Genomic DNA, 25,637 nt, shown 5'->3' with positions numbered 1-25,637 from the left:
CTTGTGGAGTGCCCACACAGATTGTCTGATAAATTGTTAAAGAGCAGTGCCGAGAAACTCATCGGCGCGGGCTGCGTATATTACGCTTTTAGCCCGGAGAGTCAAGCGTTTATTTCGCTTTCTTCTCGCTGACCCGGCGGCTTGTCAGTCGTTGTTCCCGGTCAGTGGAGGCGCATTATAGGGAGTTCTCGGCAGGCCGCAACCCCTATTTTCAATATTTTTTCCGACCGTTGAATGTTTAACCAAAACACCGTTAAAGCGGCAGTTTTTTCAACGATTTAAAGCCGTAGCCCTGCAAAACGGGCAATAAAGCGTCAGTATCTTCATTTAACGCCATGCAATACGCCAGATTCTCTTCCTGGCTTGAGACCAGATTTTCCTGCGTCGAGATGAGCCAGGCGGTACGACGGGCAATCGCCGCACCGGAATCCACCAGCCGGGTGCCTTCCGGCAACACCTGCATCAGCTCTTCAGCTAATAGAGGAAAATGAGTACAGCCCAGCACGACGGTATCCGGCGGCTCGCGCATGCTCAGCCACGGATGCAGGATCTTCTTCAGCACCGGCAGCGGCACGGCTTCGCCGTGCAGCTTGGCCTCCGCCAACTCCACCAGCTCTGAAGAGCCCAGCAGCTCAATCTTGCAGTCGGTAGCGAAACGGGAAATCAGTTCGTGGGTGTAGCTGCGCTGTACGGTGCCGCGAGTCGCCAACAGGCCGACAATGCCATTGACGGTAAGACGGGCGGCAGGCTTGATGGCGGGTACCACGCCCACGACCGGGAAACTGAAGCGCTCGCGCAGGGCCGGCAAAGAGACGGTGCTGGCAGTGTTACAGGCAATGACGACAATCGCCAGAGGATGCCGCTGCTGCACTGCGCCGACAATCTCCACCACGCGCTCAACGATAAACTCTTCGGACTTCTCGCCGTAGGGGAACGCCACGTTGTCGAAAGCGTATATATAGTGGAGATCCGGCAGCAACTGCCGAATCTCCTGATATACCGACAGCCCGCCGACGCCGGAATCGAAAACCAGCACCGTCGGGCGAGGTGTGGCGGTGCTGTTAGAAGGTATAGCTTCCAGTGAGGTAGTATTCTCTTCCTGGAGTAGCGTAGCCATAGGCCGTCTCATAATCTTTATCAAACAGGTTGGCAATTCTACCACGAACTGTCAGATGAGATGTGACCGGATACGAAACTGCGAGATCCCACAGGCTCACGCCACCGAGTTTCACGCTCTGCTCCGGATAGGTACTGTAGTCCTTGTCATAACGTTGACCCAGATATTGATAAGTCACCGCCCAGTCAAAGTCATACAGCTGCCAGTCCAGCTCATATTTCACCTGCTGTTTGGCGCGGCGCAGCAGCACTTCGTGAGTTTTTGCGTTGCGCGGATCGACATAATCGTAACCAATCTGGTGCGTCAGCGGGCCGGTATCAAACGAGGCCGTAGCTTCAATCCCTTTGATGGTCGCCTTACCCACGTTGTAATAGACGTAGTTGGTTTCCCCCGTGGAATCGATCAAATTGTCGATGTCGTTGCGATAACCGGAGATGCGCCAGGTCACCGGGCCGGTCAGCCCTTCAAAGCCACCTTCCCACTGCTTGCTTTCTTCCGGTTTCAGATCGGTGTTGTTACCGAAGTTGCCGTATAGCTGGCTCATATTCGGTGCTTTGAACGCCGTGCCATACGACGCGATAAAACGGTATCCCTCGACGAACTCCCAGGCCGCGCTGGTTTGCCAGGTGCCGTGCCAGCCAAACTCGGAATGATCGTCACCCCGAACCGCGCCTTCCAGCGTCACCGGGCCAACCAGTTGCTGCGCGGTCAGATAGATGCCTGCATCACGTTGGCTTTTTTCACCCTTTACGGTGGTGGAGTCCGGTTTGATTTTCTGTTGCTGCCAGTCGACGCCAGAGCTTACGGTACCCTGTCCAACCTGCAGCGTATTGCCCCACTGCAGGTTGTATTGTTCGGAATCCACCAGGCTGGCCGAGCTATCATGCATACCGCGGCGAGGATCGTAATCGTAATCCTTGCTATGGCTGTAGCTGCCGGTCAATTGTGTTGCGTAAATGCCTTCTTTATAACGCAATCCGGTATCCCAGGTTTGGCTGTATAGCTTGCGAGTATCTAGCAGAGAGCTGGCCGGAGAGGAATAGTAACTATCGTACGCCGTGCGGTTGTCGTAGCCATATCCACGTACAAAACCGCTGACCGATTCGCTGAACTGATGCTCAAGCGCACCATACAGTGATTTACTCATAAAGCCATCGCGATCCTGCTGGCTTTGCATACCGGTACTGCCATAGGCCACCACGTCATACCCTTTGGTATAGGTGTAGTCGCCCGCCACCGTCGCCACGGTGCTGTCGCCCAGCTGCTGTTGGGTCGCCGCGTCATAGGATTGATAGCCGTTGGAGCCGAGGCCGGCGGAAAGCGTCGTGCCGTTCTTTTCGCGGGTGGTAATGATGTTGACCACGCCGCCGATGGCGTCGGAGCCGTACACCGCCGAACGCGGGCCGCGGATGTATTCGACTTTCTGCACCAGCGAAATTGGGATTTGGCTAAGATCGGAAGAGCCGCTGACGCCCGCCTGATTAAGGCGAATGCCGTCAATTAGCACCAGCACGTGGCTGGAGTTGGTGCCGCGAATAAACAGCGAGCTCTTTTGCCCCAGCCCGCCGTTCTGGCCAACATCCACGCCCGGCAGGCGGCGCATCACGTCGGTCAGGCTCTTGGCCTGCCAGCGATCGATATCGTTGCGGGTGACGATGGAAGTCGGCGCCAGCACGGAAGAAACCGGCTGCGGGAAACGGTTGGCGGTCACCACCAGGTTATCGCCATTCGTGGTTGTGGTGTTGTCTTGCGCCCATCCAGAAAAAGCCGTGACGGAGGAAACCACCGCCAGCAGCGTATTTTTTGTAATTGTCATGAGAAAAGCATCCAAACTTAATTGGCGGATGCCGCAGGATCATGGCCGGTAGTTCGCGACGGCCACGGACATTGCGACGTAACACCGGCAGGTCTTCGGGCTTGGGATTTGCAGGCCGCGGGGCGCGACCGGCAACGGGCGATGACTTCCCATCCTGCAGTGGACAGTGTCTGCGTCGAAACGCTATCGCCGTGACTTCCCCTTACCGCTGCGCGTCAGCTCCGGATTCACACCGGATTCCCTTTTCACTCGCTGCTTGAGGCCGGACGGCAATGCTACGATCAATGAAAATAGATGTCTAGACTGCTACTAATGTTACAAATAATAAACGCGACAAAACTGGACTTCACGGGCTGATTCCCTACAATCCCCGCTGATCAAATTTGCCTGACGAGAAGACACACATGACGCCCGAGAATTTGCCTATTGAACGTTACGATGACCAACTGGCGGAGAAAGTCGCCCGCCTGAAGACGTTGATGTCACCGTTCGCGGCGCCCGAGCCGGAAGTGTTCCGCTCGCCAGTCGATCACTACCGCATGCGCGCCGAATTCCGCATCTGGCACGACGCGGACGACATGTACCACATCATGTTCGATCAGCAGACCAAGCAGCGTATTCGCGTCGATCGGTTCCCGGCCGCCAGCGAACTGATCAACCGCCTGATGAGCGCCCTGATCGCCGCGCTGAAACCGGAGCCGATCCTGCGCCACAAGCTGTTCCAGATCGATTATCTGTCGACGCAAAGCGGCAAAATCATCGCTTCGTTGCTGTATCACCGCAAGCTGGATGACGTTTGGCAACGGCGCGCCGAGCAGCTGCGTGACGATCTGCGCGCGCAGGGTTTCGACCTGCAGCTGATCGGCCGGGCATCGAAGACCAAAATCATGCTCGACCAGGATTATGTTGACGAAGTGCTGCCGGTCGCCGGCCGCGACATGATCTACCGCCAGGTGGAAAACAGCTTCACTCAGCCCAACGCGGCCATGAACGTGCAGATGCTGGAATGGGCGCTGGCGGTGACCGCCGGTTCCAAAGGCGATTTGCTGGAGCTGTATTGCGGCAACGGCAACTTCTCGCTGGCGCTGGCGCGCAATTTCGAGCGCGTGCTGGCGACCGAGATCGCCAAACCGTCGGTGGCGGCGGCGCAGTACAACATCGCCGCCAACCATATCGACAACGTGCAGATCATTCGCATGGCGGCGGAAGACTTCACCCAGGCGATGAACGGGGTGCGCGAATTCAACCGATTGAAAGGCATCGATCTGAGCGGCTACAACTGCGAGACGATTTTCGTCGATCCGCCGCGCAGCGGGCTGGACGAGGAAACGGTGAAGATGGTGCAGGCCTACCCGCGCATTCTCTATATCTCATGCAATCCGGAAACGCTGTGCGCCAACCTGGAAACGCTGCAGGCCACTCACCGGGTCAGCCGCCTGGCGCTGTTCGATCAGTTCCCGTATACCCATCACATGGAATGCGGCGTGCTGCTGGAAAAGCACCGCTGATACGACAGGGCGCCATCATGGCGCCCCGTTTCATTACGACTCTTGGGTCGGCGCATCCGGCGCCTTGCGCGCCTTCAGTTTCATCCCGATCCACAGCACCAGCGCCACGCAGATCACCGACGGCAGGAAGTTGGAGCCGATCTGCGGGTATTCGGCGCGCACGATGGCGCTGTACATCAGCAGCCCCAGCAGGAAACAGGCCGCCGCCAGCTTCGGCATGCCGTCCGGCATAGCGCGGTTCAGGTAACGCTGATGCAGGCAGTACACCGCCAGCACCAACGCGATCAGCGGGAAGATCGAAAACGGCACCACCGAGCTGAACAGCGCGGCAAACGAACCGTTGATCGAAAGGCCGGCAATCAACGCCAGCAGTAAGGTGCCATTTTCACGGCCTGGTTTTTCCATCATTTTTTACCTTTTTTATACGTGGGACACAGAAGCTTTTTCTTGTTCGCGACGATACCAGTAATACGCCCCTTTGGAGATCATCCGCAGCTGCAGCACCAACCGCTCTTCCAGCTGCTGCCGCTGCTCGACGTCGATATCCAGCGCTTCCGCGCCGGCGCTGAACACGATGGTGACCATCGCTTCCGCCTGCGCTTCGGTAAAGCTGCGCGGCATGTGGTTTTCCAACTCGAGGTAGTCCGCCAGTTCGGCGATGAAATGCTGGATCTCGCGCGCCACCGCCGCACGGAATGCCGCCGACGTGCCGGAGCGCTCGCGCAGCAGCAGACGGAAGGCGTTCGGGTTGTTGCCGATAAATTCCATAAAGGTGGACACCGAGGTGCGGATCACGCTGCCGCCCTTGGCGATGCGTTGGCGCGCCTGGCGCATCAACTGACGCAGCATCAGGCCGCTTTCGTCCACCATGGTCAGCCCCAACTCATCCACATCGCGGAAATGGCGGTAAAACGACGTGGGCGCGATGCCCGCCTCGCGTGAAACTTCCCGCAGGCTCAGGCTGGCGAAGCTGCGTTCGGCGCTCAGCTGGCTGAATGCGGCTTCGATCAGGGAACGACGAGTCCGTTCTTTTTGTTGTGCTCTGACGCCCATATGCATATCCGGATAGGTTCCATTCTCTCAGTCTAACGCCCTAGACTCGGCAATATAGCAAATTTTATTGCAACAGCATTTATACTAACGCGCTCTATCACACTTCCGCCCTGAGCCGATTGTGCTTTGCCTCAAAAAGCCTAATGGTGATTGGGTGAGCAGCGCTATGATGTTAAGATACCGTTGTAATCTTGTATAAAAAACAGGTCTCTCCTACATGCAACAGCACTATCAATTTGATGCCATTGTGATTGGCTCGGGCCCTGGTGGTGAAGGTGCCGCCATGGGGCTGGTGAAACAGGGCGCCCGCGTGGCCGTTATCGAACGGTACAACAACGTAGGCGGCGGATGTACCCACTGGGGCACCATCCCTTCCAAAGCCCTCCGCCACGCCGTCAGCCGCATTATCGAATTCAACCAGAACCCGCTTTACAACAACTCGCGCACGCTCAGCGCGACCTTCCCTGACATTTTACGGCACGCCGATAACGTCATCAGCCAGCAGACCCGCATGCGCCAAGGGTTCTATGAGCGGAACCAGTGCAAACTGTTCGCCGGCGACGCGCGCTTCATCGACGCCAACACCGTCAGCGTCAGCTACATGGACGGCACCCAGGACACCATCCGCGCCGACCACATCGTGATCGCCTGCGGCTCGCGCCCTTATCACCCGGCCAGCGTCGATTTCAATCACCCGCGCATCTACGACAGCGATTCCATTCTCGAGCTGAGCCATGAACCACGCCACGTGATCATTTACGGCGCCGGGGTGATCGGCTGCGAATACGCGTCTATCTTCCGCGGTCTGAACGTCAAGGTCGATCTGATCAACACCCGCGATCGCCTGCTGGCATTCCTCGATCAGGAGATGTCGGATTCGCTCTCTTACCACTTCTGGAACAACGGCGTGGTGATCCGCCACAACGAGGAGTTCGAGAAGATTGAAGGCACCGAAGACGGCGTGATCGTGCACCTGAAGTCCGGCAAGAAGGTGAAAGCGGACTGCCTGCTGTACGCCAACGGCCGTACCGGCAACACCGATTCGCTGGGGTTGGAAAACGTCGGCCTGGAATCGGACAGCCGCGGGCTACTGAAGGTGAACAGCATGTACCAAACCGCGCTGTCGCACATCTATGCGGTCGGTGACGTGATCGGCTATCCGAGCCTGGCTTCCGCCGCCTACGATCAGGGCCGCATCGCCGCGCAGGCGATCGCTTCCGGCGAAGCCAGCGGTCACCTAATCGAAGATATCCCGACCGGCATCTACACCATTCCGGAAATCAGCTCCGTCGGCAAAACCGAGCAGGAACTGACGGCGATGAAGGTGCCGTATGAAGTGGGCCGCGCCCAGTTCAAGCATCTGGCGCGCGCGCAGATCGCCGGGATGAACGTAGGCAGCCTGAAGATCCTGTTCCATCGCGACACCCTGCAGATCCTCGGGATCCACTGCTTCGGCGAGCGTGCGGCGGAGATCATCCACATCGGTCAGGCGATCATGGAACAGAAAGGTGAAGGCAATACTATCGAGTATTTCGTTAATACGACCTTCAACTATCCGACCATGGCCGAAGCCTACCGGGTGGCGGCGCTTAACGGCTTAAACCGCCTGTTTTAACGCGTTGTCGATGTAGCCCTGCATGTGCTCGCGGATCGCTTCGGCCAACTGCTCATAACGGCTGCGCAGTGGGGAACCGGGGCGATACACCAACGCGATGGTGCGCTTCGGTTCCGGCTTGTAGCAATCCAGATAGCAGACGCCGTCGCGTTCGCGCTGCGGCGGCACCGCCAGTGACGGCAGCAGGGTAATGCCGCTGCCGGCCGCGACCATATTGCGCAGCGTTTCCAGACTGGTGGCGCGGAAGTGGGTATCTTCGTCCGCGCCCGCCTGGAAGCAGAAGCCCATCGCCTGATCGCGCAGGCAGTGGCCATCCTCCAGCATCAGCAGCTTCTCTCCCGCCAAATCCGGCATCGCCACGCGCTCGCGCTGCGCCCACGGGTGATCGGAATACACCGCCAGCTTCATCGGTTCATCGAACAGAGGCACTTCGATAAACGCCTCGGTTTCCTTCACCAATGCCAGAATGGCGCAGTCCAATTTGCCGCTGTCGAGTTGCGCCAGCAGTTGCTGGGTTTGCGCTTCGTGCAGGTACATTTCCAGTTTCGGGAAGGTTTTGTGCAGCGTCGGGATGATCTGCGGCAGCAGATAAGGCCCCACGGTCGGGATCAGGCCGATGTGCAGCGGCCCGGACATGGCTTCGCCCTGCTGGCTGGCCATCTCCTTCAATACTTTCACTTCGCGCAGCACGGTACGCGCCTGCTCCACCAGCAGCAGACCCGCCTGGGTGAACAGCACCTTGCGGCTGGTGCGCTCGAGCAGCATGACGCCCAACTCGTCTTCCAGCTTGCGGATCTGCCCGCTCAGCGTGGGTTGGCTTACATGGCATGAATCGGCCGCGCGGCGGAAGTGCCGGTGCTCGGCCAAGGCGACCAGATACTCTAAATCACGAATATTCATTGTTTCCCTCCATTCCATGATAGCTCATGGCGATAGATAAGATAGCAATGAGCGATTAGATCTATCAACCCCCAGCGACAATAATGTGTCCCAACGAAGCGATATCGCGCTAAATGCTAAAAATTAATTTTGCTAATTAAGGGGTTAATCAATGTTTACCAGTCAAGAAGGCAAGAAAGTTCCTCAGGTTACTTTCCACACCCGTCAGGGCGACCAATGGATTGATGTGACCACTGATGACCTGTTCAAAAACAAAACCGTTATCGTGTTCTCGCTGCCGGGCGCGTTTACGCCGACCTGTTCTTCGAGCCATCTGCCGCGCTACAACGAACTGTCCAGCGTATTCAAGCAGCACGGCGTCGACGGCATTCTGTGCGTCTCGGTGAACGATACCTTCGTGATGAACGCCTGGAAAGCCGATCAACATGCGGAAAACATCACCTTCGTGCCGGACGGCAACGGTGAATTCACCAAAGGCATGAACATGCTGGTCGAGAAAGCGGATCTGGGCTTTGGCCCGCGTTCATGGCGCTACTCGATGCTGGTGCGCGACGGCGTGGTCGAGAAAATGTTCGTCGAACCGAACAAGCCGGGCGACCCGTTTGAAGTGTCCGACGCCGACACCATGCTGAAATACCTGGCGCCGGAATTCAAAGTGCAGGAGTCGGTCTCCCTGTTCACCAAGCCGGGCTGCCCATTCTGCGCCAAAGCCAAGCAAATGCTGCAAGAGCGCGGCATTCAGTATGAAGAGATCGTACTGGGCAAAGACGCCACCACCGTCAGCCTGCGCGCCGTCAGCGGCCGCGCCACGGTGCCGCAAGTGTTCATCGGCGGCCGTCACATCGGCGGCAGCGACGATCTGGAAACTTTCCTGTCAGCTTAATAAGTAATAACAAAGCCAACGTGAACTTTGGCGGGCTACGGCCCGCCCTTTTTTTACCTTTCAGGAGCGGATATGAAACTGTTGAACGTTGATGTTGCGGTCATCGGCGGCGGCACCGCAGGGCTCGGCGCCTATCGCGCGGCCAAACTGTCTACCCCCAGCGTGGTGATGATCGAAGGCGGGCCTTACGGCACCACCTGTGCGCGCGTTGGCTGCATGCCATCCAAGTTGCTGATCGCCGCTGCCGAAGCGGTACATCAAATCGAACGCGCGCCGGGCTTTGGCGTGCACCCAACCGGTAAAACCCGCATCGACGGGCGCGAAGTGATGGCGCGCGTCAAACGCGAACGCGATCGCTTCGTCGGCTTCGTGCTGGAAGGCGTGGACGAGATCCCGGCCGGCGACAAAATTCAGGGCTATGCCCGCTTTATCGACGACAACACGCTGCAGGTCGACGAGCATACGCGCATCGTGGCGCAGCGCATCGTGATCGCCACCGGTTCCCGCCCCAGCTGGCCGGCGCCGTGGAACGAACTGGGCGATCGTCTGATCGTCAACGACGATCTGTTCAACTGGGATGATTTGCCGCAGTCCGTAGCGGTATTCGGCCCTGGCGTCATCGGGCTCGAGCTGGGGCAAGCGCTGCACCGCCTCGGTGTCGACACCAAGGTCTTCGGCATCGGCGGCGCCGTCGGGCCGCTGACCGACAGCGCCGTGCGCGACTACGCCGCCAACGCGCTGGGGGAAGAGTTCTATCTCGACGCCGACGTGAAGGTAGAGATGATGCAGCGCGAAGGCGACCGCGTATTTATCCGCTATCGGGATCTGCAGGGCCAACCGCAGGAGATCTTGGTGGACTACGTGCTGGCCGCCACCGGCCGCCGCCCCAACGTCGATCGGCTGGGCCTCGAAAACACCGGCTTACAGCTCGACGCCCGAGGCGTGCCGTTGGCCGACCGCCTGACGATGCAAACCAGCGTGCCGCATATTTTCATTGCCGGCGACGCCAGCAACCAGCTGCCGCTGCTGCATGAGGCCAGCGATCAGGCGCGCATCGCCGGCGCCAACGCCGGCAGCTTCCCGGAGATCAATCCGGGCCTGCGCCGCAGCGCGATTTCAGTGGTGTTCTCCGATCCGCAGATCGCCATGGTCGGCTCGACCTTCCGCGAGCTGAGCGAGAAGTTCAGCGCCTGCGGCTGCTTTGAAGTGGGCAAGGTCTCGTTTGAGAATCAGGGCCGCTCGCGGGTGATGCTGCGCAACAAAGGCATTCTGCACGTCTACGGCGAGCAAGGCACCGGCCGTTTCCTCGGCGCGGAAATGATCGGCCCGGACGCCGAACACATCGCGCACCTGTTGGCCTGGGCGCATCAGCAACAGATGACCGTCGATCAGATGCTGGACATGCCGTTCTATCACCCTGTGATCGAGGAAGGCTTGCGCACTGCGCTGCGTGACCTGCAGGCGAAACTCAAACTCGGCACGACCGAAATCGAGCGCTGCCAGCGCTGCCCGGGCGAATAACCTCTCATTCTCCGCTCATCCCCACCGGGCCTTCAGGCCCGGTTTTTTTGCGCAGCACTTTCCACATTTTCCTCCCTCCTCTTGCCTCACGGCCCTTCTGCGTTCATTTTTTATGCTTCGACATTGAAGCGATACCAATAACGATACTAGAATAAAGAAGGGAGCCAGAATGGAGGAAGAACATGGAAAAGCATGAACACTATACCTATCGCATCACCTGGTCAGCGGATGATCGTGAATATGTCGGGCTATGCGCCGAATTCCCCTCGTTGTCCTGGCTGGCGGCCACGCGTACCGGCGCACTGGAGGGTATCGAAAAAGTGGTGAGCGAAACGATCGCCGATATGTTGGCGCAAGGCGAAACGCCGCCGCAGGCGCTGGCGGAAAAGAACTTCAGCGGAAAACTGGTGTTGCGCATGACGCCGGAACAGCATCGGCGGCTGGCGATCGGCGCGATGGAGGAAGGCGTGAGCCTGAACCGCTATCTGTGTGCACGTCTGGCGGGGTAAAGGTTCAAGGGCGGCGCCGGGCCGCCCTTGTCGTCGTCAGGCCAAACGCTGTTTCGCTGCGGCGATTGCCGCGGCCACCTGCTGCGGTGCGACGCCGCCTTTGGCCGCACGCTTGTCCAGGCAGGATTGCAAGGCCAGGATCGGGTAAACGTCGTCGCCGATCGTCGCGCTGAACTGCTGCAAGTCCGCCAGCGGCAACGCTTCCAGCGGTTTGCCCTGGCGAATCGCTTCTACCACCGCCTCGCCGACGATATGGTGCGCCTCGCGGAACGGCACGCCCTTGGCGACCAGGTAATCCGCCAGTTCGGTGGCGTTGGCATAGCCCTGCTCCGCCGCTTCCTGGCAGCGCGGGCGCTTCACCTGAATGCCGTCCAGCACCAGCGCCGCCATCTGCAGGCAGTCCATCCAGGTGTCGAGCGCGTCGAACAGCCCTTCTTTATCTTCCTGCATGTCTTTGTTGTACGCCAGCGGCAGGCCTTTCAGCGTCATCATCATGCCGGTCAGCGCGCCCTGCACGCGGCCGCATTTGCCGCGGATCAGCTCCAGCGCGTCCGGGTTTTTCTTCTGCGGCATCAGCGAAGAGCCGGAGGTCACGCGGTCGGACAGCTCGACAAACGCCGCTTCACCGCTGTTGAAGAAGATCAGGTCTTCGGCGAAGCGCGACAAGTGCACCATGCTGATGGCAGCATTGGACAGCAGCTCCAGCACGTGATCGCGATCGGATACGCTGTCCAGGCTGTTGCGGGTCGCCGAGGCGAAGCCCAGCCAGCCGGCCAGCTGCTCGCGATCGATAGGATAAGCGGTGCCGGCCAGCGCGCCGCTGCCCAGCGGGCTGACGTCCAGCCGTTTCAGGGTATCCTGCAGGCGGCTCTCATCGCGCGCCAGCATCTCGACATAGGCCAGGCACCAGTGCGCGAAAGTCACCGGCTGCGCGCGTTGCAGATGCGTATACCCCGGCATCACCGCATCCTGGTTGGCTTCGGCGGTTTCCACCAGCGCCTGCTGCAGCTGGCCGATCGCCTGATGCAGGTCGCCGACTTGCTGTTTGCACCACAGCTTCAGATCGGTCGCGACCTGATCGTTGCGGCTGCGGCCGGTGTGCAGTTTCTTGCCCAAATCGCCGACCTTCTCGATCAGCTTCTGCTCCACCCAGCTGTGGATGTCTTCGGCATCGCTTTGGACGATCGCCAAAGGATCGGCCTGGACTTCCGTCAGTAGCGCATTCAGCGCCTGCTCCAGCTGCTGTTGCTCCGTTGCCGTCAACACGTTAACGGTCACCAGCGCCTTCGACCAGGCCACCGAGCCCACGATATCCTGCTCCGCCAGGCGATAATCGAACCGCAGCGAATCGTTGAGTTGCTTGAACCGCTGATCCGCCGCCTGAGTGAACCGTCCGCCCCAAAGTGCCATATCTTACTCCTGAATTTTTATGCGAAAGGGCGCAGCATGCTGCGCCCTTGCAGAGTCACGCCAATCGATTATTTATTCTTTTTCTCGTTCAACGCGCGGATGCGTGAAGACAGAGAGAACAGGCGGATAAAGCCGCCCGCGTGGCTGTGATCGTAAACTTCGTCTTCACCGAAGGTGGCGAACTCTTCGGAGTACAGGCTGTTGGCGGATTTTTTCTGGGTCGCCGTCACCTGGCCTTTGTACAGCTGCAGCACGACTTCGCCGTTCACCTCTTCAGCCAGCGCCTCGGCGGAAGCCTGCAGCGAGCGGCGCAGTGGCGCAAACCAGCGGCCGTCGTACACCACATAAGACATCTCCAGGCCCAGCTGCTCGCGCCATTTGAAGCTGTCGCGGTCCAGCACCAACTGCTCGACGGCGCGCAGCGCCGCCACCATGATGGTGCCCCCCGGGGTTTCATAGCAGCCGCGGGATTTGATGCCCACCAGGCGGTTTTCCACGATGTCGATACGGCCGACGCCGTGTTTGGCGCCCAGCGCGTTCAGGGTTTCCAGGCACTGGTACGGCGACAGCGCTTTACCGTTAACCGCCACAACGCGGCCTTTCTCAACGGTCACGGTCACCTGCTCAGGCTGGTCCGGCGCTTCCTGCGGATCGACGGTCCACACCCAGCAATCTTTGTTCGGCGCATTCCACGGGCTTTCCAGCACGCCGCCTTCGGTGGAGATGTGCCAGGCGTTTTCATCGCGGCTGTAGATCTTCTCCAACGACGCGGTAGTCGGGATATTGCGCTCTTTCAGGTAATCCAGCAGCGCTTCACGGGAACGCAGATTCCACTCACGCCACGGCGCCACCACCTTCAGCTGCGGCGCCAGCGCGGTGTAGGTGGTCTCGAAACGCACCTGATCGTTGCCTTTGCCGGTCGCACCGTGGCACAGCGCGTCGGCGCCCACTTTCAACGCCAGCTCGACCTGCGCCTTGGCGATGATCGGCCGCGCCATCGAGGTGCCCAGCAGGTAGCTGCCCTCGTACAGGGCGCCGGTCTGCAGCACCGGATAAACGTAATCGCGGATAAATTCTTCACGCAGATCGACCACGTGACATTCAGAGGCACCGGACTGCAGGGCTTTTTGCTCCACGCCTTCCAGATCGCTGCGCTCCTGACCGATGTCCGCCACGAACGCCACCACTTCACAGCCGCCGTAGTTCTCTTTCAGCCATGGAATGATGGCCGAGGTATCCAGGCCGCCGGAGTACGCCAGAACGATTTTTTTGATGCCTTGGTTTTGCATGATCTATTCCTTTCTAATTCTAAAATTAAGCGAGGATCCGGGTGCCAATCGACACGCCGTTAAACAAAGCAGGAAGCTGATCGGCATGGCGCCAGCTGGCGATATCCACCGGGCGGCCGAGGGTGCGGGCAGCGTCAAGCGCCGCATTCACCTTCACCACCATACCATCGGTGATAATGCCTTGCGCGATCAGTTGTTCCGCTTTTTGCGCCGTCATTTCCGCAATGCGTTGCCCCTTGCCGTCGAGGATGCCGCTGACGTCCGACAGCAGGATAAGATCCGCCCCCAGCGTCGCCGCCAGCGCCGTCGCCGCCTGATCGGCGTTCACGTTCATTAACTGCCCATCGGCGGTGATGCCGATGGAGCTGACAACCGGCAGGTAGCCGGCGCTCAGCAGGGTATTGAGCAGCGCGGGGGAACCGGGCTGCGCGTTGCCGACGTGGCCCAATGCCGGATCGAGTGGGGTCACGACTGCGCTGCCGCCGTCCGCCAGGCTCAGGCCGACGGCGTTGATTTGGTGTTTAATCGCCCACGCCAGCAGCGTTTTGTTGGCGGTGCCAGCCAGCGCGCCGGTGATGATGTCGATCTGATCGGCCGGCGTGACCCGCAGGCCGTTCTTTTTCACCACCGGCAAAGAGAGCTGCTTCATCAGTTCGTCCACCACGCAGCCGCCGCCGTGCACGATCACCAGCGGGCGCTGATGCTGCTGCCGGTAGCTGTCCAGCGCGGTAAACAGACGCTCCAGCGCTTCTTCACTGTCTAATAACACGCCACCTAACTTGATAATTAACGGGTTCATTGCTGTTTACTCACGCTGGTTTAAAGGAGTGACTGGGTTTCCGGGAAGCCGAAACGGATATTCAGGCATTGCACCGCCTGCGCCGCCGCGCCTTTCAGCAGGTTGTCTTCCACCGCCACGGCAATCAGATGCTCGCCCTGCACCGCAAAGCCGATGTCGCAGAACGGCAGCCCCACCACCGCTTTCAGCGCCGGCACGCCCTGGTCGTACAGCCGCACCAGCGGCTTGTCGTCATAGGCGGCGTGATAGGCGGCGGCCACGTCCTGCGCGGTCACGCCGGCCTTCAGGCGGCAGGTGATGGTTTCAAGGATGCCGCGCGGGAAGTTGCCCAAGTGCGGCGTAAAGATGACCGGCACGCCCAGGTGCGCGGCGATCTCCGGCTGGTGCCGGTGGGTGAAAATACCGTACGGCTGCAGGCTCACTTCGCAGAAGCTGGTGGTCATGCTGGCCTTGCGCCCGGCGCCGCTGACGCCGCTGGTGGCGTTGATCACCGGCCACTGGTCGAGGTTCAGCAGCTGTTTTTCGATCAACGGTTTCAGCGCCAGCTGCGCCGCCGTCGGGTAACAGCCCGGCACGGCAATCAGCTGCGCCTGTTTAATCTTGTCGCTCTGCCATTCCGCCAGGCCGTACACCGCCTGCTCCAGCAGGGTGCCATGCTGATGCTCGAAACCGTAGTACTGGCTATAAAAACCGGCGTCCTGCACGCGGAAGGCGCCCGACAGGTCGAACACCACGCAGCCCGCCGCCAGGAAGGCCGGTGCGATATCGTGGCTGACTTCATGAGCGGTGGCGAGGAACACCACGTCGATGCCCTGCGCCGCCTTGGCGACGTCGGTCAACGGCTGCAGCGGCAGATCGACGATGCCTTTCAACTGGGGATGGAGATCGGAAAGCAACTTTCCTGCATCTGCACTTTGCGCTGAAACCGCTAAAGCGGTTATGTTCATGTGTGGGTGGCGATTCAGGTAAGCCGTGAGCTCCGCTCCGGCGTAACCGCTGGCACCAACGATCAGCGTATTCAACATGTGGCCTTTCACCTTCTAAACTGACGTGCGGTCGCTTGCGACCCAGGTAACAGGGCTAGCCAGCGTTGTTGCGCCGTTCACCCACGGAGCCTGGCGTTGATGCTTTTATAAACATCCGGGTATCGGGTTCCCTTACGCGTCGGCTTACTGTATTTTTATTCAAAATAAATGCATGAATATTGATACTATCCTAACCAAAGGCTGTCAACAGTGAAGATGAAATTACCTCCATTTATTGAGCTGTACCGGGCGTTGATCGCAACGAAGTCGATCAGCGCCACCGATGCCGGCCTCGATCAGAGCAATGAGGCGTTAATCAACTTGCTGGCCGGCTGGTTTGCCGACCTGGGCTTTCGCGTCGACGTACAGCCGGTGCCGGAATCGCGCCACAAATTCAACCTGCTGGCCAGCATCGGCGAAGGCAGCGGTGGCCTGCTGCTGGCCGGCCATACCGATACGGTGCCTTACGACGAAGGCCGCTGGACGCGCGATCCCTTCACCCTGACCGAGCACGACAACAAGCTCTACGGCCTGGGCACCGCCGACATGAAAGGCTTCTTCGCCTTTATTCTGGATGCGGTGCGCGACATCGACGCGAGCAAATTGACCAAGCCGCTGTACATTCTGGCGACCGCAGATGAAGAAACGACGATGGCCGGCGCACGTTATTTCGCCGCCTCCACCGCCATTCGTCCGGATTTCGCCATCATCGGCGAACCGACCTCGCTGCAGCCGGTGCGCGCGCACAAGGGCCACATGGCCAACGCCATTCGCATCGTCGGCCAGTCTGGCCACTCCAGCGATCCGGCGCGCGGCGTCAACGCCATCGATCTGATGCACGAATCCATCGGCCGCCTGATGGAGCTGCGCAAAACCCTGCAGGAGCGCTACAACAATCCGGCGTTCGCCGTGCCTTATCCCACCATGAACTTCGGCCATATCAGCGGCGGCGACGCGGCCAACCGCATCTGCGCCTGCTGCGAGCTGCACCTGGATATCCGTCCGCTGCCTGGCATGACGCTCGACAACATCAACGAGCTGATGCATCAGGCATTGGAGCCGGTGAGCCAACGCTGGCCGGGCCGCCTGACCATCGAAGAGCTGCACGCGTCGGTGCCGGGTTACGAATGCCCGACCGACCACCGCATGGTGGCGGTGATCGAGGAGCTGCTGGGCACCCGCACCCAGGTGGTCAACTACTGCACCGAAGCGCCGTTCGTGCAGCAGGTCTGCCCGACGTTGGTGCTCGGGCCCGGTTCCATCGATCAGGCCCACCAGCCGGACGAATACATCGACACCGCGTTTATCGAACCGACGCGCAAACTGCTGGGCCAGCTGGTCAATCACTTTTGCCGGCAGTAAACCCGACATTTAACAGGGGAAACGCGCTATGCTTCCCCTAACTCAAAATAAGTAGAAAACGGCGAAATAAGCCACGCTGATAACCGATGCGGCGTAATTAAATTTCAGAAAATGCGCCGATTTTGATGTTTTTTTGCTAAAAATAGTGTCAATTGACGATTGGACAGGAACGCGATGTGATCAGGCAGGCGATCTGCGCCTGACGCGTGAAATTTATTTACAAGATAAAAATCATACAGAACTGGGTCAGGGGTTATATGAACGAACAATATTCGGCAATGCGCAGTAATGTCAGTATGCTCGGCAAATTGCTCGGCGATACCATCAAAGAAGCGCTGGGCGAGCATATTCTCGATCGCGTTGAGACCATCCGTAAGCTTTCCAAATCTTCACGCGCCGGCAACGAAGCGCATCGCCAGGAGCTGCTCTCCACCCTGCAGAACCTGTCCAACGACGAGCTGCTGCCGGTGGCGCGCGCCTTCAGCCAGTTCCTCAACCTGACCAACGTCGCCGAGCAGTACCACAGCATTTCGCCCAACGGCGAAGCCGCCAGCAACCCGGAAGCGCTGGCGCAGCTGTTCAGCCGCCTCAAAGACAAAAAGCTCAGCGACAAAGAGCTGCAGCACGCGGTGTCGCAACTTTCCATCGAGCTGGTGCTGACGGCGCACCCGACGGAGATCACCCGCCGCACCCTGATCCACAAGCTGGTGGAGGTCAACACCTGTCTCAGCCAGCTCGATCACAACGATCTGGCCGACTACGAGCGCAACAAGATCATGCGCCGCCTGCGCCAGCTGGTGGCCCAGTCGTGGCACACCGATGAAATTCGCAAACATCGCCCTTCCCCGATCGACGAAGCCAAATGGGGCTTCGCGGTGGTGGAAAACAGCCTGTGGGAAGGCGTGCCGGCGTTCCTGCGCGAGTTCAACGAGCAGTTGGAAAACTCCATCGATTACAGCCTGCCGGCGGAAGCGGTGCCGGTGCGCTTCACCTCCTGGATGGGCGGCGACCGCGATGGCAACCCGAACGTGACCGCCGAAATCACCCGCCATGTGCTGTTGCTCAGCCGCTGGAAAGCCTGCGACCTGTTCACCCGCGATATTCAGGTGCTGGTCTCCGAGCTGTCGATGACCGAATGCACCCCGGAGCTGCGCGCCCGCGCCGGCGGTGACGAAGTGCAGGAACCGTACCGCGAAATCATGAAGCAGCTGCGCAGCCAGCTGATGAGCTCCCAGGCCTATCTGGAAGGCCGCCTGAAAGGCGAACGCGTGCTGAAGCCGCGCGACCTGCTGGTGAACAACGAGCAGCTGTGGGAGCCGCTGTATGCCTGCTACCAATCGCTGCAGGCCTGCGGCATGGGCATCATCGCCAACGGTCAACTGCTGGATACCCTGCGCCGCGTGCGCTGCTTCGGCGTGCCGCTGGTGCGCATCGACGTGCGCCAGGAAAGCACCCGCCATACCGAGGCCATCGCCGAGCTGACCCGCTACCTGGGGCTGGGCGACTATGAAAGCTGGTCGGAAGCCGATAAACAGGCGTTCCTGATCCGCGAACTGAACTCCAAACGCCCGCTGGTGCCGCTGAAATGGCAACCGAGCGCCGACACGCAGGAAGTGCTGGAAACCTGCCGGGTGATCGCCGAAGCGCCGCAGGGCTCGATCGCTGCCTACGTGATTTCGATGGCGCGCACGCCTTCCGACGTGCTGGCGGTGCACCTGCTGCTGAAAGAGGCCGGCTGCCCGTTCGCGCTGCCGGTCGCCCCGCTGTTCGAAACCCTCGACGATCTGAACAACGCCGACGACGTGATGACTCAGTTGCTGAACATCGACTGGTATCGCGGCTTTATTCAGGGCAAACAGATGGTGATGATCGGCTACTCCGACTCGGCGAAAGACGCCGGCGTGATGGCCGCGTCCTGGGCGCAGTACCGCGCGCAGGACGCGTTGATCAAAACCTGCGAAAAGGCCGGCGTGGCGCTGACGCTGTTCCACGGCCGAGGCGGCTCCATCGGCCGCGGCGGCGCGCCGGCGCATGCGGCGCTGCTGTCGCAGCCGCCGGGCAGCCTGAAGGGCGGCCTGCGCGTCACCGAACAGGGCGAGATGATCCGCTTCAAGTTCGGCCTGCCGGAAGTCACCATCAGCAGCCTGGCGCTGTATGCCGGCGCGATCCTCGAGGCCAACCTGCTGCCGCCACCGGAACCGAAGAAAGAATGGCGGGCGCTGATGGACGATCTGTCAGACACCTCATGCCGGATGTATCGCGGCTACGTGCGTGAAAACCCGGACTTCGTGCCTTACTTCCGCGCGGCCACGCCGGAGCTGGAGCTGGGTAAACTGCCACTGGGCTCACGCCCGGCCAAACGCAAGCCGAACGGCGGCGTGGAAAGCCTGCGCGCCATTCCGTGGATCTTCGCCTGGACGCAGAACCGCCTGATGCTGCCGGCCTGGCTCGGCGCCGGCGCCGGATTGCAGGAAGCGGTGAAAGCCGGTAAGCAGGCGGAACTGGAGGCGATGTGTCGCGACTGGCCGTTCTTCTCCACCCGCATCGCCATGCTGGAAATGGTGTTCGCCAAGGCCGACCTGTGGCTGGCGGAATACTACGATCAGCGCCTGGTGGATAAATCGCTGTGGCCGCTGGGCCAGCAGCTGCGCGATCAGCTGGAAAGCGACATCAAGGTGGTGCTGACCATCGCCAACGATGCGCACCTGATGGAAGACCTGCCGTGGATCGCCGAATCCATCGCGCTGCGCAACGTTTATACCGACCCGCTGAACGTCTTGCAGGCCGAGCTGCTGCACCGTTCACGCCAGCAGGATCAGCCGGACGCCCGCGTCGAGCAAGCGCTGATGGTCACCATCGCCGGCGTCGCCGCCGGGATGCGCAACACCGGCTAGTGAGCCTAATCGCGGCCCCGTTTATCGGGGCCGTTTTTTTATGTTTCCCCACAAAAAAAGGGCGCCGCGGTAAAGCGGCGCCCTTTTTCAACAGAACAGGCCTGTCAGGCGGCGGCCACCGGGCGCACGCCCAGCGTGTGGCAGATCGCGTAGCTCATCTCGGCGCGGTTCAGCGTATAGAAGTGGAAATCTTTCACCCCTTCGCGGCTGAGGATCTTCACCATGTCCATGGCGATGTTGGCGCCGACCATTTTGCGGGTCTCCGCATCGTCGTCCAGCCCTTCGAACATGCTGGTCATCCAGCTTGGCACCCGCACGTTGGTCATGGTGGCGAAGCGCTGCAGCTGCTTGAAGTTGGACACCGGCAGAATGCCTGGCACGATTTCCACGTCGATACCGGCGGCGACGCAGCGGTCGCGGAAACGCAGGTAGCTCTCGACGTCGAAGAAGAACTGGGTGATGGCGCGGCTGGCGCCGGCGTCGATCTTGCGCTTCAGGTTAATCAAATCGGCCTGGGCGCTCTTCGCCTCCGGATGCACTTCCGGGTAGGCGGCGACGGAAATGTCGAAGTCGCCCACGTCTTTCAGCAGCGCCACCAGATCGGTCGCGTACATGTCCGGCTTGCCGCCGCCCGGCGGCAGATCGCCGCGCAGCGCCACGATATGGCGAATGCCGCTGTTCCAATAATCGGCCGCGATGTCGCGCAGCTGCGCCGGGCTGGCGTCGATGCAGGTCAGGTGCGGCGCCGCCTCCAGGCCGGTGCGCTCCTTGATCCCTTTGATGATGCTATGGGTGCGATCGCGCTCGCCGGAGTTGGCGCCGTAGGTGACGGAAACGAATTTGGGTTTAAGGATGCTCAGACGATCGATCGACTGCCACAGGGTCTCTTCCATCTCGCTGGTGCGCGGCGGGAAGAACTCGAATGATACGTTAATCTGGCCGTTCAACTCCGCCAGACTCTGATTCAGCGCTTCCCGCTGGTTTGCGTGGAAAAAACTCATACCCTGCTCACCTCTTATCAATCACTGTTTTTTTCATCTTGATGAGCGTCTATACGTTTAGACGTCTAGATAGAAAATGCCGCATGTTGGCTAAAGAGTCAACAGGAAAATGAGGGGAATAAGATGATTAATCTTCACCCGCTCAACGAGGGAATTTCATGACGGCGGCAGGGATAAGTATGGCAGGAAAAGCAAAGGGGCGCGGTGAACCCGCGCCCGCAGAGGATTAAAGCAGCTGCGCCAACCGGTTAAGGTCTGACTGGATCGCTCCGGCGGTCACGTCGCGGCCGGCGCCCGGCCCGCGGATCACCAGCGGATTATCGCGATACCAGCGGCTTTCGATGGCGAACACGTTGTCGCACGGCAGCAGCGAGGCCAGCGGATGCTCAGGACGCACCGCCTCCACGCCGACCCGCGCCTTGCCGTTGGCGTCGAAACGCGCCACGTGACGCAGCACCAGGCCCATTTCGCTGGCGGCCTCAAAGCGCTGCTGCATCTGCTGGTTCAGCGCCTCGCCGTTCTCGAAGAACTGATCGACGGAGCCCTGCTCGCAGCCCGCCGGCACCAGCGACTCGACCCGCACCTGGTTAGGTTCGATGTCGTAGCCCGCTTCGCGCGCCAGGATCACCAGCTTGCGCATCACGTCCTGGCCGGAGAGATCGACCCGCGGATCCGGTTCGGTCAGCCCCTGCTGCCAGGCCTGATCCACCAGCTCGGTGAACGGCACCGTGCCGTCATACTGCAAGAACAGCCAGGAAAGCGTGCCGGAGAAGATGCCGCTGATTGCCAAAATGCTGTCGCCGCTGTCGCGCAGATCGCGCACCGTATGGTTGACCGGCAGACCGGCGCCGACGGTGGCGTTGTACAGCCAGTGGCGGCCGGTTTTGGCGAAGGCGTCGCGAATTTGGCGATAGGTATCGCTGCACGAGGCTCCCGCCAGCTTGTTGGCGCTGATCACGTGGAAACCGTAGCTGGCGAAATCCAGATACTGCCCGGCCAGCTCTTCGCTGGCGGTCACGTCGAGCACCACCAGATCGTCGAACGGGTGCGCGCGCATCCACAGGAACAGCGACTCTTCGTCGAGCGCCTGCGCCTCGTCCTCAAAGAACGCCAATGCGCGGCTGGCGTCCAGCCCTTCGTAGTTCAGCAGGCTGCGGCGGCTGTCCACCACCCCCGCCAGGATAAATTCGAAGCCGCTGCGCGCGGAAATATTGGTCTGCTCGCGGGCAAACAGCTCCAGCCAGCGCGACCCAATGTTGCCCTTGCCGAACAGCACCAGACCGATGCGCTTCTCGGCGCGGAACAGGCTTTGGTGCAGCCCCTGGATCAGCAGCGCGGTCGGCCCCTGGCGTAATACCGCCACCAGGCTGATGCCATCTTCCGCCTGCCAGATAAACTCGACCGGCTGATCTTTCAGCTGCTGATAGAAACGGTGGCTGTGCAGCGGGTTCTTGCACACCCCGGCGCCGACCATCGCCACCAGCGCCAACCCTTCGCGCAGGTGCAGTTCACCCGGCAGCGCCGAGGCCTGCAGGATCGCCAGCGCGCTGTTGACCACCTCGGAGGTGTAGCACAGCTGCACCCGATTGCGATCAGGATGGATGCCCACCGCCAAAGGTTTGATCTGCGTGCGCTTGAGCACCAGATCCAACTCTTTCTGCGCCAGTTTGAAGTCATGCTGAGCGGCGACGTGCAGCTCAATCAGGCACACGTCATCGTGGCTGGTGACAATCTTGGCGCCGGTGCCGGACGCCAATACGCGCTCGATGCGCGTCGAGCCCTGCTCCGGCTGGTAGCTGCAGCGCAGTTGAAGATCGATATCGCTGCCGGAGACCGGCTGCAGGGTGCGAGTATGCAACACCGGCGCCGCCAGGCGCGCCAGCTCGCTGGCTTCGTCCAGGCGCAGCAGCGGCAGCAGGCAGGCGTCTTTCACCTTGCGCGGGTCGGCGCTGTACACCCCGGCCACGTCGCTCCAGATGGTGACGCGCGCCGCGCCGGCCAACGCGCCGACCTGAGTGGCGGAGTAGTCGCTGCCGTTACGCCCCAACAGCACGGTTTCCCCGGCGTCATTGCGCGAAATGAAGCCGGTCACCACCAGGCGCTTGCCCGGATGTTGAGCCAACAATTGCTGCAGCAGCGGATAAGAACGGCCTTCATCCACCTGCGGCTGCGCGGCGCGCTCGGCGCGCAGGAAATCACGCGCATCCAGCCAGGCCGCCTGCATATCCAGGTGGTTGAGCACCGCCGCCATCAGGCGCGCCGACCAGATCTCGCCGTGCCCGACCACTTCGGCATAGCACACCTCGTCGACTTTGCCGTCCAGCAGCACCGCCAGACGTTCCAAATCCTGAATGAACTCGGCGATCAGCGGCTCGGCGCTTTCCGGCGGCAGCAGGCCGCTGATAAGATCGCTGTGATAACGACGCAACGTCTGCTGCACCTGGTGCGCAGACAGGCGATCGCTCTGGCTGAGCTTCAGCCAGTTGATCAACTGGTTGGTGGTACTGCCGGCGGCCGATACCACCATCATGTCGCCCGGCTGGCTGTATTCCGCCATAATCCCGGCCACACGCAGATAACACTTCACATCCGCCAGACTGCTGCCGCCAAACTTGTGCAGTTGACGCCCACTCACCGGCCCTGCTACAGCAATTGCATTCATGCTTACCTCGTTGCCGCCGCCTGGAAAGCGCGTTCCAGATCGGCAATCAAATCTTCACTGTCTTCAATACCCACGGAAATGCGCAGCAGGCTCTCGGAGATGCCGGCCGCTGCCCGCGCCTCCGCCGCCATGCCGGCGTGGGTCATGGTCGCTGCATGCGAGATCAGGCTTTCTACGCCGCCCAACGATTCTGCCAGAGTAAACAGCTCAAGGGCAGAGAGAAAACGGCGCAGCACCGCTTCATCGCCGTCCAGTTCAAAACTCAGCATCGCGCCGAAACCGCGCTGCTGCCGGCGGGCGATCTCATGCCCCGGATTCTCCGGCAGGGAGGGATGATACAGCTTTTTCACCAACGGTTGCTGCTGTAAATAGTCAACAATCGCTTCAGCGTTTTGCTGCGCCGCCTTGATGCGCGGCGACAGCGTGCGCATGCCGCGCAGCAAAAGATAGCTGTCGAACGCGCCGCCGGTCACGCCGATGTTGTTCGCCCACCAGGCCAGCTCGACCGCCAGCTCGGGATCTTTGGCGATCACCGCCCCGGCCACCACGTCCGAATGCCCGTTCAGGTATTTGGTGCACGAATGGACCACCAGATCGGCACCGAGTTCGATCGGCTGTTGCAGGGCCGGGCTGAGGAAGGTGTTGTCCACCACCGTCAACGCGCCCGCCGCGTGCGCGGCGGCGCAGATCGCCGCGATGTCCACCACCCGCAGCAGCGGGTTGCTGGGGCTTTCAATCAGCACCAGCTTCGGCTTTTGCGCCAGCGCCTGTTGCAGGGCGGCTTCATTACCCTGATCGACGAACAGCACGCGATAGGCACCGCGTTTGCTCAGGCTGTCGAACAACCGATAGCTGCCGCCGTAGCAGTCGTGCGGCACCACCAGCAGATCGCCGGGCTTCAGCAGCACGGTGGTCACCAGATGGATCGCCGACATCCCGCTGCTGGTCATCACCGCGCCGGCGCCGCCTTCCAGCTCCGCCAACGCGCGTTGCACCACGTCGCGCGTCGGGTTGCCGCGGCGCGAATAATCATGGGCTCGGGGTTGGTTGAAGTCGGTAAAGTTATAGGTGCTGGACAGATGAATCGGCGGGACAACGCAGCCGTACTGTTCGTCGTCGTTCAGGCCGCTGCGTACGGCAATCGTGGCTGGTTTACGCGTCATGGGCTCGCTCGGCTCTCGGTTCGGTGAATGAGGCCTAAAGAGTAATCGCAGGATTGATAGACGTCAATACATCTGGACATCTAAACTTCTCTGCGTATAGATTGAGCAATGGCACAATACCCGCTAAAATTATGCCGATATGACATGACGATAAGATGTTAAGCCGCAATGCCCGGCCGAGGTGGGGCATTCAGTGACCCTGGTCGCGTAAAATTGACATTTATTTAGTGAGAACAGTGAAGATCGGGCATAATTGGCCGGTTTTTAGAATTTTGTAATTTTTCTGACAAAGTTAAGGTGTCCCATGGCTGAGTGGAACGGCGAGTATGTCAGCCCTTACGCTGAACACGGTAAAAAAAGCGAGCAAGTCAAAAAGATCACGGTATCCATTCCGCTGAAGGTCCTGAAAATCCTCACCGACGAACGGACCCGTCGCCAGGTGAACAACCTGCGCCACGCCACCAACAGCGAACTGCTGTGCGAAGCGTTTCTGCATGCCTTTACCGGCCAGCCGCTGCCGAACGATGAAGACCTGCGCAAAGAGCGCAGCGATGAAATTCCGGAAGCCGCGAAAGTGTTGATGCGCGAACTGGGTGTCGATCCCGATACCTGGGAATATTGAGAACCGCCCGGCGAACGCCGGCGGCAGAAACGAAAAAAGGCGCCAAAGGCGCCTTTTTCATCGGACGATAAGAAATCTTATTTCTTAGCGCCTGGTACGCTGAAACGCTTGTTGAAGCGGTCAACGCGGCCACCGGTAGCAACGTCACGCTGCTTGCCAGTGTAGAACGGGTGGCATGCGCCACAAACGTCCAGGTTCAGATCGTGGCCCACGGTGGAGCGGATCTTCATCACGTTACCGCAAGAGCAGTTAGCAGTAACTTCTTCGTATTTTGGGTGGATACCTTGTTTCATGGGAAACCTCAGTTAAGGCCGTGTCGCTATCCAGCCCTGTTTCGCCAGACACCACACGTGGTTGATAATAGAATTTTGGTATCGAATTATACCAAAGGCGGCAAATTATACAGCATTAGCCGGGGCGCGCAATCGGAACCGTACATTTGCCGATGCGCCGTGTAAACTGATGCCCACTTTTTTCAATTTGGATGA

21 protein-coding genes and 1 riboswitch are annotated in these 25,637 nt (G+C 60.1%); of the genes, 8 read left to right on the top strand and 13 right to left on the bottom strand.

What is annotated here, in order from left to right; all coding sequences use genetic code 11:
* Window positions 1-253: 253 nt before the first annotated feature.
* Entirely contained in the window at window positions 254-1,117 is an 864-nt protein-coding gene (murI, locus tag ACJ8IN_RS19685) for a glutamate racemase (RefSeq protein WP_060424947.1), read from the bottom strand.
* The gene (btuB, locus tag ACJ8IN_RS19680; protein ID WP_047570066.1) at window positions 1,062-2,933 is read right to left on the bottom strand and encodes a TonB-dependent vitamin B12 receptor BtuB; all 1,872 of its coding nucleotides are present in this window, start codon (window positions 2,931-2,933) and stop codon (window positions 1,062-1,064) included. The genes murI and btuB overlap by 56 nt, the downstream gene beginning before the upstream one ends.
* Window positions 2,934-3,002: 69 nt before the next feature.
* A riboswitch (cobalamin riboswitch) is annotated at window positions 3,003-3,222 on the bottom strand.
* A gap of 115 nt (window positions 3,223-3,337) precedes the next feature.
* On the opposite strand from btuB, the gene trmA reads away from it, so the two are divergent.
* Window positions 3,338-4,441, top strand: a complete 1,104-nt coding sequence (trmA, locus tag ACJ8IN_RS19675; RefSeq protein ID WP_033636420.1) for a tRNA (uridine(54)-C5)-methyltransferase TrmA — start codon at window positions 3,338-3,340, stop codon at window positions 4,439-4,441.
* A gap of 33 nt (window positions 4,442-4,474) precedes the next feature.
* On the opposite strand, the gene ACJ8IN_RS19670 is transcribed toward trmA, so the two are convergent.
* Together ACJ8IN_RS19670 and fabR are read right to left on the bottom strand one after the other, a co-directional pair.
* Entirely contained in the window at window positions 4,475-4,846 is a 372-nt protein-coding gene (locus tag ACJ8IN_RS19670) for a YijD family membrane protein (RefSeq protein ID WP_033649905.1), read from the bottom strand.
* A gap of 15 nt (window positions 4,847-4,861) precedes the next feature.
* On the bottom strand, window positions 4,862-5,494 hold the full coding sequence (gene fabR, locus ACJ8IN_RS19665) for an HTH-type transcriptional repressor FabR (RefSeq protein ID WP_004931044.1): 633 nt from the start codon (window positions 5,492-5,494) through the stop codon (window positions 4,862-4,864).
* A gap of 217 nt (window positions 5,495-5,711) precedes the next feature.
* Here fabR and sthA point away from each other — a divergent pair, with 217 nt between their 5' ends.
* On the top strand, window positions 5,712-7,109 hold the full coding sequence (sthA, locus tag ACJ8IN_RS19660) for a Si-specific NAD(P)(+) transhydrogenase (RefSeq protein WP_004931047.1): 1,398 nt from the start codon (window positions 5,712-5,714) through the stop codon (window positions 7,107-7,109).
* Here sthA and oxyR read toward each other — a convergent pair.
* Window positions 7,092-8,009, bottom strand: a complete 918-nt coding sequence (gene oxyR, locus ACJ8IN_RS19655) for a DNA-binding transcriptional regulator OxyR (RefSeq protein WP_033636422.1) — start codon at window positions 8,007-8,009, stop codon at window positions 7,092-7,094. The genes sthA and oxyR overlap by 18 nt on opposite strands.
* 151 nt (window positions 8,010-8,160) lie before the next feature.
* On the opposite strand from oxyR, the gene ACJ8IN_RS19650 reads away from it, so the two are divergent.
* The 3 genes from ACJ8IN_RS19650 (at window position 8,161) to ACJ8IN_RS19640 (ending at window position 10,922) form a co-directional block, all read left to right on the top strand.
* Window positions 8,161-8,892 carry a glutathione peroxidase gene (locus ACJ8IN_RS19650; RefSeq protein ID WP_019452251.1) on the top strand — a complete coding sequence of 244 codons (732 nt, stop codon included), beginning with the start codon at window positions 8,161-8,163 and terminating at the stop codon, window positions 8,890-8,892.
* 72 nt (window positions 8,893-8,964) lie between these two features.
* Window positions 8,965-10,413, top strand: a complete 1,449-nt coding sequence (locus ACJ8IN_RS19645; protein ID WP_308326124.1) for a dihydrolipoyl dehydrogenase — start codon at window positions 8,965-8,967, stop codon at window positions 10,411-10,413.
* A 182-nt stretch (window positions 10,414-10,595) separates the two neighbouring features.
* The gene (locus tag ACJ8IN_RS19640; protein WP_047570060.1) at window positions 10,596-10,922 is read left to right on the top strand and encodes a type II toxin-antitoxin system HicB family antitoxin; all 327 of its coding nucleotides are present in this window, start codon (window positions 10,596-10,598) and stop codon (window positions 10,920-10,922) included.
* Between the two features lie 36 nt (window positions 10,923-10,958).
* Here ACJ8IN_RS19640 and argH read toward each other — a convergent pair whose 3' ends face one another.
* The 4 genes from argH to argC all read right to left on the bottom strand — a co-directional run bounded on the left by argH (window position 10,959) and on the right by argC (window position 15,445).
* The gene (argH, locus tag ACJ8IN_RS19635) at window positions 10,959-12,332 is read right to left on the bottom strand and encodes an argininosuccinate lyase (RefSeq protein ID WP_060424818.1); all 1,374 of its coding nucleotides are present in this window, start codon (window positions 12,330-12,332) and stop codon (window positions 10,959-10,961) included.
* A 68-nt stretch (window positions 12,333-12,400) separates the two neighbouring features.
* Window positions 12,401-13,621 (bottom strand): argininosuccinate synthase, encoded by a 1,221-nt coding sequence (locus ACJ8IN_RS19630; protein WP_019452247.1) that lies wholly within the window; start codon window positions 13,619-13,621, stop codon window positions 12,401-12,403.
* 25 nt (window positions 13,622-13,646) lie between these two features.
* Entirely contained in the window at window positions 13,647-14,420 is a 774-nt protein-coding gene (gene argB / locus ACJ8IN_RS19625; protein WP_033636427.1) for an acetylglutamate kinase, read from the bottom strand.
* Between the two features lie 20 nt (window positions 14,421-14,440).
* Window positions 14,441-15,445, bottom strand: a complete 1,005-nt coding sequence (gene argC / locus ACJ8IN_RS19620; RefSeq protein WP_049205319.1) for an N-acetyl-gamma-glutamyl-phosphate reductase — start codon at window positions 15,443-15,445, stop codon at window positions 14,441-14,443.
* 216 nt (window positions 15,446-15,661) lie between these two features.
* On the opposite strand from argC, the gene argE reads away from it, so the two are divergent.
* Together argE and ppc are read left to right on the top strand one after the other, a co-directional pair.
* Window positions 15,662-16,807 (top strand): acetylornithine deacetylase, encoded by a 1,146-nt coding sequence (gene argE / locus ACJ8IN_RS19615; protein ID WP_033649896.1) that lies wholly within the window; start codon window positions 15,662-15,664, stop codon window positions 16,805-16,807.
* A gap of 257 nt (window positions 16,808-17,064) precedes the next feature.
* The gene (gene ppc / locus ACJ8IN_RS19610; protein ID WP_308326125.1) at window positions 17,065-19,701 is read left to right on the top strand and encodes a phosphoenolpyruvate carboxylase; all 2,637 of its coding nucleotides are present in this window, start codon (window positions 17,065-17,067) and stop codon (window positions 19,699-19,701) included.
* 104 nt (window positions 19,702-19,805) lie between these two features.
* On the opposite strand, the gene metF is transcribed toward ppc, so the two are convergent.
* The 3 genes from metF to metB all read right to left on the bottom strand — a co-directional run bounded on the left by metF (window position 19,806) and on the right by metB (window position 24,527).
* Window positions 19,806-20,702: a methylenetetrahydrofolate reductase gene (gene metF / locus ACJ8IN_RS19605; RefSeq protein ID WP_033636430.1), complete on the bottom strand. Its 897-nt coding sequence runs from the start codon at window positions 20,700-20,702 to the stop codon at window positions 19,806-19,808.
* Between the two features lie 226 nt (window positions 20,703-20,928).
* Entirely contained in the window at window positions 20,929-23,364 is a 2,436-nt protein-coding gene (locus ACJ8IN_RS19600) for a bifunctional aspartate kinase/homoserine dehydrogenase II (RefSeq protein WP_060452108.1), read from the bottom strand.
* Between the two features lie 2 nt (window positions 23,365-23,366).
* The gene (metB, locus tag ACJ8IN_RS19595; RefSeq protein WP_308326126.1) at window positions 23,367-24,527 is read right to left on the bottom strand and encodes a cystathionine gamma-synthase; all 1,161 of its coding nucleotides are present in this window, start codon (window positions 24,525-24,527) and stop codon (window positions 23,367-23,369) included.
* 304 nt (window positions 24,528-24,831) lie between these two features.
* Here metB and metJ point away from each other — a divergent pair, with 304 nt between their 5' ends.
* Window positions 24,832-25,149 (top strand): met regulon transcriptional regulator MetJ, encoded by a 318-nt coding sequence (gene metJ / locus ACJ8IN_RS19590; protein WP_006317756.1) that lies wholly within the window; start codon window positions 24,832-24,834, stop codon window positions 25,147-25,149.
* A gap of 77 nt (window positions 25,150-25,226) precedes the next feature.
* Here metJ and rpmE read toward each other — a convergent pair whose 3' ends face one another.
* Window positions 25,227-25,442, bottom strand: a complete 216-nt coding sequence (gene rpmE / locus ACJ8IN_RS19585; protein ID WP_004931078.1) for a 50S ribosomal protein L31 — start codon at window positions 25,440-25,442, stop codon at window positions 25,227-25,229.
* Window positions 25,443-25,637 lie beyond the last annotated feature (195 nt).

Origin of the sequence: Serratia sp. CY31944, from assembly GCF_052169175.1 — a bacterium.
Lineage (GTDB): Bacteria > Pseudomonadota > Gammaproteobacteria > Enterobacterales > Enterobacteriaceae > Serratia > Serratia sarumanii.
Note: the sequence above shows the minus strand (reverse complement) of the source record. Positions and strands in the feature narration are given on the sequence as shown.

Bases quoted from the DNA above. Each gene is read 5' to 3' on its own strand.
- murI (WP_060424947.1), bottom strand. From the start codon at position 1,117: ATGGCTACGCTACTCCAGGAAGAGAATACTACCTCACTGGAAGCTATA.
- btuB (WP_047570066.1), bottom strand. From the start codon at position 2,933: ATGACAATTACAAAAAATACGCTGCTGGCGGTGGTTTCCTCCGTCACG.
- trmA (WP_033636420.1), top strand. From the start codon at position 3,338: ATGACGCCCGAGAATTTGCCTATTGAACGTTACGATGACCAACTGGCG.
- ACJ8IN_RS19670 (WP_033649905.1), bottom strand. From the start codon at position 4,846: ATGGAAAAACCAGGCCGTGAAAATGGCACCTTACTGCTGGCGTTGATT.
- fabR (WP_004931044.1), bottom strand. From the start codon at position 5,494: ATGGGCGTCAGAGCACAACAAAAAGAACGGACTCGTCGTTCCCTGATC.
- sthA (WP_004931047.1), top strand. From the start codon at position 5,712: ATGCAACAGCACTATCAATTTGATGCCATTGTGATTGGCTCGGGCCCT.
- oxyR (WP_033636422.1), bottom strand. From the start codon at position 8,009: ATGAATATTCGTGATTTAGAGTATCTGGTCGCCTTGGCCGAGCACCGG.
- ACJ8IN_RS19650 (WP_019452251.1), top strand. From the start codon at position 8,161: ATGTTTACCAGTCAAGAAGGCAAGAAAGTTCCTCAGGTTACTTTCCAC.
- ACJ8IN_RS19645 (WP_308326124.1), top strand. From the start codon at position 8,965: ATGAAACTGTTGAACGTTGATGTTGCGGTCATCGGCGGCGGCACCGCA.
- ACJ8IN_RS19640 (WP_047570060.1), top strand. From the start codon at position 10,596: ATGGAAAAGCATGAACACTATACCTATCGCATCACCTGGTCAGCGGAT.
- argH (WP_060424818.1), bottom strand. From the start codon at position 12,332: ATGGCACTTTGGGGCGGACGGTTCACTCAGGCGGCGGATCAGCGGTTC.
- ACJ8IN_RS19630 (WP_019452247.1), bottom strand. From the start codon at position 13,621: ATGCAAAACCAAGGCATCAAAAAAATCGTTCTGGCGTACTCCGGCGGC.
- argB (WP_033636427.1), bottom strand. From the start codon at position 14,420: ATGAACCCGTTAATTATCAAGTTAGGTGGCGTGTTATTAGACAGTGAA.
- argC (WP_049205319.1), bottom strand. From the start codon at position 15,445: ATGTTGAATACGCTGATCGTTGGTGCCAGCGGTTACGCCGGAGCGGAG.
- argE (WP_033649896.1), top strand. From the start codon at position 15,662: ATGAAATTACCTCCATTTATTGAGCTGTACCGGGCGTTGATCGCAACG.
- ppc (WP_308326125.1), top strand. From the start codon at position 17,065: ATGAACGAACAATATTCGGCAATGCGCAGTAATGTCAGTATGCTCGGC.
- metF (WP_033636430.1), bottom strand. From the start codon at position 20,702: ATGAGTTTTTTCCACGCAAACCAGCGGGAAGCGCTGAATCAGAGTCTG.
- ACJ8IN_RS19600 (WP_060452108.1), bottom strand. From the start codon at position 23,364: ATGAATGCAATTGCTGTAGCAGGGCCGGTGAGTGGGCGTCAACTGCAC.
- metB (WP_308326126.1), bottom strand. From the start codon at position 24,527: ATGACGCGTAAACCAGCCACGATTGCCGTACGCAGCGGCCTGAACGAC.
- metJ (WP_006317756.1), top strand. From the start codon at position 24,832: ATGGCTGAGTGGAACGGCGAGTATGTCAGCCCTTACGCTGAACACGGT.
- rpmE (WP_004931078.1), bottom strand. From the start codon at position 25,442: ATGAAACAAGGTATCCACCCAAAATACGAAGAAGTTACTGCTAACTGC.